The following is a 7,379-nucleotide window of genomic DNA, read 5'->3' as shown; positions in this document are numbered from 1 at the left end:
CCATCGCAGGGTCGCTGTAGCCGAACCAGCTTTGCAGCAGGTGAACACGCAGCATCACCACCAGCGGATAGGCCGGACGACCGCCATCACCCTTCGGGTAATGCGGTTCGATCAGAGTAATCAGCCCCTTCCACGGCACCACCTGATCCATCTCGATCAGGAACATCTCTTTGCGGGTCTGCTTACGCTTGCCGGCGTATTCGGCATCGGCGAAGGTCATCTGCTTCATGGAAAACTCGTCGGGTGGAATCTGGGTATTTTGCCTAAATTTGGAAGTCTTCTTCAGAGTTTCCCTAGCGAGCGTGATATTGGGGTTGGCGCTTGTCGATGTCTTTAGGGGATACACCTGATTTTTATCGACCCGAGCGTTGGAGTGATCAAGTCGTTTGAAGGTATCTGAATTCACTTCTATCACCGCATCGATGTCAGCGTAAAATTAAGCAAGCATTCCAATCCCAGTTGCCATCAGCCATGTAAAACTTGGGGAAAGAACCACGAGGGGCAAGCAAAGTCTCAGGCGAGTGGTTGCTGTGTATCACATAGGAAAAACGCACAAACAAGGGAGATTTCACCCGTGCTGAATTCCTTTGCCCTGGTCAAGTCACTCAAGTTGCTGGTCGTCGTAATCGTGCCAAGGCACCCGTACCACAGGCATGCACCACGCGCTCTGTAATAGGTTTGCGATCAAAGCGCTGAAGTTTCTGGATTAACTGTATGTCTTGTAGCAGCACAGGACCAATGGCTCCGGCAGTCTGGGAGTTCTGGTTGTCGCCCACGACAACACCATTGTGCGGGTCAGGTTGCTGCTTGAGCCGAGAGTGGCAGTGTACTGAGGGCGTAAATGTATATCACGCGCAGCCGGGTTAAAGCGGTGAGGCGGGGAAGGACTGTCATTCGATCTTCCCGGAATATTGTCCAAAGGGGCAGTCATTTCCCACGAGGCGTTGGCCGCCCGCGAGGTTGACCATTGATTGGCGGGATTGGCGGGCTTGGTCGACAGGTCTTGGGGCCTGACGGTAAAGGTCGTGGATCAACATGCCGCGCAACTGTAACGGGGTGATGACTCAATTACAGTCCTCGGACGCAGGTGCTTCCTTGCGGTGGCGGTTAACCCGCAAAACCATTACCGAGTCGTTGGAGCTTCGTACTTCACTACAGGTAGCCCGGTTTGTATCAAAGCGGTTCAGAATGGCAAATACATCCTTGCTGAAGGCGCCGACAAGCCGGTTGCCAAAAGTCATCATTAAGAGTGTGGGCAATGACCTGCACATTGCCACTGAAGGCATCAGCCCGGATCAGCCGCAGCTGATCCTCGAAGTCTTCTTCTAGAGCTAGGGACAATCGGTCGGGTGGCCGAATGCGGTTCTTGCTACGAATATATTTCCTCTGATAGCGAGCAGGATCACGGCGTATCCTTCCTGCACGACGGTCTTTCTCAGCTACAAGTATTGGGTGTCGAAGAACTGGTAGGGTTTGGCGATGGCCTGGTGGCTGGCAACGGCATTAGTTGGTTCAGTCCAGTCTTGCTCGGCCTGAGTGCCCTGGGCTTGTTGGGACAGGTTAGGCAATTTTCCGCGTAGAGGATGACGACAACAAGCATCACGATTCGGGCATGCCGGCTGTAAGGCCCGCGTTGGTGAGGGCGCAAATTGTAACGAAGGTGTCAGTAGACCCACTTTGGGCAGGCTGGCAGTGAGCGCTTGAGGCGAGCGCCCCCAATTATAGTGATCGCAAATCCGCGACACGCTGTCGAGCAACGTGTCCTTGATGTGTGTTTGTGGGGCAGGCATCGCCTGCACGGCTTCCCTGGATCAGTAGGCGCGTCTTTACTAGCCATCAGTTGATTCCTGGGCTTTGGTTCGGATGGTTACGAGCTTTTTTGTATGTTTAGGAGGGAAACCCATTGCTGAGAATTGTCGCCGATGCGTGGCGTATTCCAAGCCGTTAGGACAATTCTGATAATCCCGTCGGGCTGTGTGAACGTGACTTGACCCAAACGCATGGGATTGACGCAGCCAGTGTTGTGCCCGAGAACACACACACACACTCAGTGTCAGGCGTAAAGCGCGCTATAGCGCAGGGCTATTGGCAGGTTAAAAATCTTAGATGTTCATGTGCGTGCTAAAGTGCTTGTGCGTGGCTAGAGGCGTAGGAAACGTCCCGTGAGTAGTCCGAGTTATCGCGTTATGGAGTCGTGAGCATGAAATGGTCGGTTGTTACACCGCTACGGATAATGTTGCTGGATGACCACGCGTTGATCCGCGAGGCTTTGGAAGTCCGACTGTCCACTGAGTCAGATTTCAAGATAATTGGCATCCACGCTGGTAGCCCTGAGCTGCTGGAGGCTTTACGTGTTGAAGTACCTGATCTGCTTGTGCTCGATTACCAGTTAAGCAAAGACAATTTGGATGGCTTGAGGTTGATTCAGCTATTGCGCAGTCATTACCCGGATTTGCGAATCCTGATTTTCTCTTCGGTCGAACGTCCAGCAACGGTCAATATGGCCATTCGGGCAGGCGCTAGGGGCTTCTTCGGCAAATCCCAAAAAACTGAAGATTTAGTCCGAGCCATTCGTACCGTAGCGCTTAATAGACTGTACCTGTCACCTGAAATGGCAGCGATGCTGGATTCGATTCCCCAGGCACTCATCACGGCTAAAGATGCGCACGCAGAAGGCGCAGATGTACTGATTGATTACCCGCCGTTATCACCAAAGGAACGTGAGGTCTTGCGTTGTTGCCTGGAGGGGATGTCGGTGTCACAGATCGCGATTAAATTCTTGCGCAGTCGTAAAACCATCAGTGGCCAGAAACAGGCAGCTTTGCGCAAGCTGAATGTGCGTACTGACACTGAGCTGTTCAAGTTGCACCTGCAACTCAAGGATATTTGAGTTTTCAGGTGTGGCCGGGGTGGACAAAGACTATTTGGCGCTCGTATAAAATATATGGTTGCTAAATCGCCCCATTCTTTCGAAGCTTTTGCTCCAGATCGGCCTGACTTCCGTGGTATGTAAGTGCGTAGCGCCTTGTGTAAAATCGTGGTAGACGCCTTGTATGACGGCAGTCGCTATTTGACCGGTTTTTTTCCACGCCACAGGTTCGAGGGGCGCAAAACTACATCTGTTCAGTGTCCAGAAAAACTGTTTGTGCTTAAACACCTCTAAGCATGGCTCTTACTTAATCGCTAACATCGCTAACATCGCTGATGTGGCTGAAACATTAAAAAAAACCGATCTTGATCTGCGGTGATAGTTGCGAACACATACCCTAGAGCAAGGACCAGTCCGAATGAGTCGTAGACATCAAATCGTCAGGCATCAAAAAACGCATTCGTCAGCACGCCGCTAACAGCAATGCTCACGCTTTCTTCAAGCTTTTGAGCGATCCAGAACTTCTGCAGCGTATTGAGTCAACAATCCCAAAGCATCGTCAGCGGTAGTTCCCTCCGGCCGAACCGCGTCTATGTTTCTGGCCCAGACGATGAATGCCGATCGCTCTTGCCAGAGTGCCGTGAATGATTTGTCGATTAAACGTTCATGCGAGGGTTTGAAGCCCTCCGCAGCATTCAGGCCGGCGCTTAGCATCTAAAATGGCTTCGCTGGCTAGGCAAACGATCCCCACTAGACGCCAGAAGGGAAACCCAGGCCGACTTTTTGTCCGCGAGATTGCGGATAGGTGTCCTGGTTGACCGGGGTATCCGGCATGGTGATGGTGGTGCCGTCCACAGGGCGCACCGGTCGCCCCACCAGCGCCATGATGGCGGAACTGGTTGCTCATTGAAGACCCGGTGTAGCGCAATAATGTCGAAACCATCGCTACTGGCAGCTGCGCCCTGGCTTTGCAGTAAGCTAGGGTGTTTTGAGGCAAGGGAGGCGATTCGCAGACGCTGCTCAAAACCATGCTCGACACCTTGAAGTGAGGTGACATTGTAGTGGGTGATGCCTACTGCGCGACGTATTCTGGTTGTGTGCACTGCACGCCGAGGCGTGGGTTGCGTGCTCGAACAATACGGCGTTCGGCGGCGTAGCACCGACATTCAACTGGGTAAGTCGTTGGGGCCGAAAGACCATTTGGTGGCGTTGCAAAAGCCCAGGAATGCCTTCTTGGATGAGACAGGCCTATTGCGACGAGGTGCCTGAAACGCTGAGGGTGCGCGAACTGAAAACCGGTGGAAAAATCCGGATAATTACCCTGCGCTGCTCATAGGAAATACCGAAATCGGCAGTCAAATCGCTGTTCAAGGATCGATAGCATGTTGAACAGGAGCTGCGTGATCTCAAGACCACGCAGGGGTTCGAAATACTAAGCTGCAAAACACTGGACATGGCCGTCAAAGAGCTATGGATCTATCTGCTGGCGCATAACTGATACGGATGAACATGGCGCAATAAGCTCAATTGGCAGACTGTTTGCCTCGAGAGTTAAGCTTCAAGCATAGCCTTCTACTATACCTTGCACTAAGGCATACGGGGCTGGAGAGCGGGAGGATGGGGTATTGACGCTACAACTGATTGCCCAGAAACCTGTTGGAAATTGCCTTGGCAGAATTGAGCCCCAGCGAAAAAAAAGTTCTAAGCCTTACCCCGCGCTGATGAAAATACGTCGATCAGCAAGGACGGAAGTCAGGGCAAATGGATGTCCGAATAAGGGTAAGTAAGTGCCGTTCACCTCTGAGCACACGTTTTCGATTTTCCACACAGCGAGATTCATCGTTACTATGGCCACTGCGATCCGCCTTGAATGGGTTCGCCGCAGCCTCATGATAAATATACAATCCCAGACTTAAAAATGCACTACCAGGAGTTGTTTTACGAGCATTCAACAGCTTCCTCAACATGGGAAATTAATTGAGATCGTCGGTTAAAAGCGTTGGGGTTACTGACTTAGTTTCTTGCTTGTCCCGAAGCAGTTTTACTAAAAGACTTAGCTTTTTTATAGTCAGTTTTACCGTTGCTGATTAATCCGTGCTGTCATATTTGAGTCAGGCCGTTGCGTTTGGCTAGCTCGTACAAATCGAGGTGACTGCTGGCATTGAGCTTGATCAGTGGGCGTGTTTTGTAGGCACTGATGTTTTTGCTACTGAGCAGCATCCGTTCAGCAATTTGTTTGTTGCTCATGCCTTGCACGAGTTGTTGCAAAACCCGTAATTCGCGGTTGGAAAATTTTAACAAAGCACTATCACCATTTTAAACACCCTCGCGAGGGGTGAATGCGTGACTGGGGAAGTAGCTATAGTCGCCTTTTTCGCCCGTGCAGCGTCGACTAACTATTAAAGTTCAATATTTTGTTGACGATACATTGCCCCCCATTTCCATGCAGCGGATTGCAAGGTGGTCCGATTCTTGGGCGGTTAACACGATAATTTTTACCGGAGAGTTTTGCGTCGACATTCGATTTATAATGCTCAACCCATCGATACTGGGGAGGCCTATGTCAAGAATTATGAGGCCCGGATTCAGTTTTTCAATCTTTGTAAATGCGTCTAGGCTATTATCGATTTCAGCCGCGACGTAGTAACTTCCCCATCCTCAAGTAAAAAAGCGTATAGCTATGCGTACTGCAGGGGGGGGCATCAATAATTATGCCATGATTGTTTATGTTGGATTCAAAGTGGTGACAAGTATAATTACTTCATTGTGGTCTTTTTGTCGAGACTTGGCTATAGCGGTTTTATTTTTAGGCCGCGTCTCAGGCGTGGGCGCGGAGGAAGCTTGCGCCCAACTAATAAGTTTGATTTACGTTGACTGGGTAGTTTGATCTGTCTGTTTGGCGCCCAAACCATTGGCTGCCAGCGCACCGAGAACCCCACCCGCGATAGGTGCGAGCCAAAACAGCCACAGTTGACTGAGGTAAGCGTCGTCCGCAAATAGCGCAGGACCGGTGCTGCGTGCTGGGGTTACGGATGTATTGGAAACGGGGATGGATATAAAATGAATGAGGGGTAACGTCAAGCCAATGGCTAGCGGAGCAAAACCCACCGCGGCACCGGGCGCGGTGACTCGCAGAATGATGAACACGAAGATAAGTGTGCTAATTAGCTCGACGGCCAGGGCCGCAGACAGGCTGTAATTACCAAGGCTGAGTTCGTCAAAACCATTGGCTGCGAACCCGTCCAACTCAAAGCTCGGTTTGCCGCTCGCGATAAAGTACAGCGTAGCCGCTGCAGCAATCGCCCCCAGTACTTGGGCGACAATATATGGGATGACGTCCTTGGCAGAGATTCGTTTGCCAGCCCATAAGCTGATAGTGAATGCGGGGTTGAAGTGTCCACCAGGCAGGTAACCCAACGCATAGGCCATTGTCAGGACTGTCAGACAGAAGGCCAGCGCTACGCCGGCAAATCCGATCCCTAGCTCCGGGAATGCCGCAGCAAGAATTGCACTACCGCAGCCACCAAATGTTAACCAGAACATCCCTAAAAATTCTGCAGCGAGTCTTTGTTTCATGATCAATATCCTGTGGAGGAGGGGCTTGAACTATTAGCTGTAGGCACTCAAGTAGTTTGCTGCCATGCATTAAATAGCCTGGGGAGGCGATGGGCGGGGAGAGATTATCAAATTTAAATTGTTTCGCTCTATGAGACTTGTCTGATTTTTACTTGATATGGATAGGGGCTAGGCGACGAGTGACTTCGTGTTGTCGGATAAGTCCCATGTCTGCTCGTGCCTGTTGTCGGTAGCATTTCTCCTCAGCTTATGGCTAAAGGGTGGGCATGTGATGGGGCGTCCTTTAAAAAGTGCAAATGTGAGCGAAGGACTGTTGACATGGTCGCGACTAAGTTTCGGCAGTAATGAGTTATATAGTCGCTAAAATTGTTGACCGTGCTCATGCGCTGATTGACACGCCTTACAGGTGGAGTGGTAATTCGCTGAAAACTGGTTTTGAATGCAGCGGGTTTATGGTTTGTCTGTTAAAAGCGAGGCGGGAATACAGCTTCCCAGAACAGCAGCAGCGATGTACGCCAATAAAGAATTGGTTGTTCCTTGAAACAAATTACAGAGAGGAGGTATTTTTTAACATAACGGACGCCGCCCTGCGAGGCACGTAGGTGTCTATGTTGACAATAATCGAATTATTCGCTCCCCTAGGGATGGTCTGAAGTAGCCATGTGTTTCTGGCTGTCTTCGGCCACCACCGATTTTGAAAGTGGCGAGTCGATCCCAAACGCTCAGATCACTGACTCATTCCTGTCTTTTTACCCGCTGCGAGCACCTCGCGGCGGCTATTCCCCACATTACAGGCACACCTCTCCGGCATTGCTCAATAAATGTCGGCGGGCCATCCATAGATTCGACAATGCAAACAGCGTCACCAACTGCGCCGTGTTCTTGGCTAGGCCACGGAAGCGAGTTTTCACATAACTGAACTGACGCTTGATCA

8 protein-coding genes and 4 pseudogenes are annotated in these 7,379 nt (G+C 51.0%); 4 read left to right on the top strand and 8 right to left on the bottom strand.

Features of this window, described 5'->3' with window-relative positions:
• Both EAH78_RS31965 and EAH78_RS33550 read right to left on the bottom strand, forming a co-directional pair.
• Positions 1-229 (bottom strand): transposase (locus EAH78_RS31965; RefSeq protein WP_140672150.1); only part of this gene is annotated, 229 nt, incomplete at its 3' end.
• A gap of 196 nt (positions 230-425) precedes the next feature.
• A pseudogene (locus tag EAH78_RS33550) lies at positions 426-731 on the bottom strand (catalase).
• A 457-nt stretch (positions 732-1,188) separates the two neighbouring features.
• Here EAH78_RS33550 and EAH78_RS32250 point away from each other — a divergent pair.
• Entirely contained in the window at positions 1,189-1,329 is a 141-nt protein-coding gene (locus EAH78_RS32250) for a hypothetical protein (protein ID WP_161599725.1), read from the top strand.
• Positions 1,330-1,439: 110 nt separating this feature from the next.
• Here the strand turns inward: EAH78_RS32250 and EAH78_RS33100 are convergent, their stop codons facing one another.
• Positions 1,440-1,568, bottom strand: a complete 129-nt coding sequence (locus EAH78_RS33100) for a hypothetical protein (RefSeq protein WP_275671772.1) — start codon at positions 1,566-1,568, stop codon at positions 1,440-1,442.
• A gap of 632 nt (positions 1,569-2,200) precedes the next feature.
• On the opposite strand from EAH78_RS33100, the gene EAH78_RS31955 reads away from it, so the two are divergent.
• Positions 2,201-2,890: a response regulator transcription factor gene (locus EAH78_RS31955; protein WP_140672325.1), complete on the top strand. Its 690-nt coding sequence runs from the start codon at positions 2,201-2,203 to the stop codon at positions 2,888-2,890.
• 30 nt (positions 2,891-2,920) lie between these two features.
• On the opposite strand, the gene EAH78_RS33545 is transcribed toward EAH78_RS31955, so the two are convergent.
• On the bottom strand, positions 2,921-3,157 hold the full coding sequence (locus EAH78_RS33545; RefSeq protein ID WP_140672323.1) for a cell wall hydrolase: 237 nt from the start codon (positions 3,155-3,157) through the stop codon (positions 2,921-2,923).
• 130 nt (positions 3,158-3,287) lie between these two features.
• Between EAH78_RS33545 and EAH78_RS33540 the strand changes: the two are divergent.
• Positions 3,288-4,656: pseudogene (locus EAH78_RS33540) on the top strand (transposase).
• 313 nt (positions 4,657-4,969) lie between these two features.
• Here EAH78_RS33540 and EAH78_RS31940 read toward each other — a convergent pair.
• The 3 genes and pseudogenes from EAH78_RS31940 to aqpZ form a co-directional block, all read right to left on the bottom strand.
• On the bottom strand, positions 4,970-5,170 hold the full coding sequence (locus tag EAH78_RS31940; protein WP_161599724.1) for a response regulator transcription factor: 201 nt from the start codon (positions 5,168-5,170) through the stop codon (positions 4,970-4,972).
• A 105-nt stretch (positions 5,171-5,275) separates the two neighbouring features.
• Positions 5,276-5,500 (bottom strand): annotated as a pseudogene (locus tag EAH78_RS33535) (response regulator); the annotation flags it as partial.
• Positions 5,501-5,734: 234 nt separating this feature from the next.
• Positions 5,735-6,445 carry an aquaporin Z gene (gene aqpZ, locus EAH78_RS31930; RefSeq protein WP_140672319.1) on the bottom strand — a complete coding sequence of 237 codons (711 nt, stop codon included), beginning with the start codon at positions 6,443-6,445 and terminating at the stop codon, positions 5,735-5,737.
• Between the two features lie 344 nt (positions 6,446-6,789).
• Between aqpZ and EAH78_RS33530 the strand changes: the two genes are divergently transcribed.
• Positions 6,790-7,047: an NlpC/P60 family protein gene (locus tag EAH78_RS33530; protein ID WP_140672316.1), complete on the top strand. Its 258-nt coding sequence runs from the start codon at positions 6,790-6,792 to the stop codon at positions 7,045-7,047.
• Between the two features lie 186 nt (positions 7,048-7,233).
• On the opposite strand, the pseudogene EAH78_RS31920 reads toward EAH78_RS33530, so the two are convergent.
• A pseudogene (locus EAH78_RS31920) lies at positions 7,234-7,379 on the bottom strand (IS5/IS1182 family transposase); the annotation flags it as partial.

It is taken from the genome of Pseudomonas arsenicoxydans (assembly GCF_006438915.1).
GTDB lineage: Bacteria > Pseudomonadota > Gammaproteobacteria > Pseudomonadales > Pseudomonadaceae > Aquipseudomonas > Aquipseudomonas arsenicoxydans_A.
This window is presented reverse-complemented; position numbering and strand designations above follow the sequence as displayed.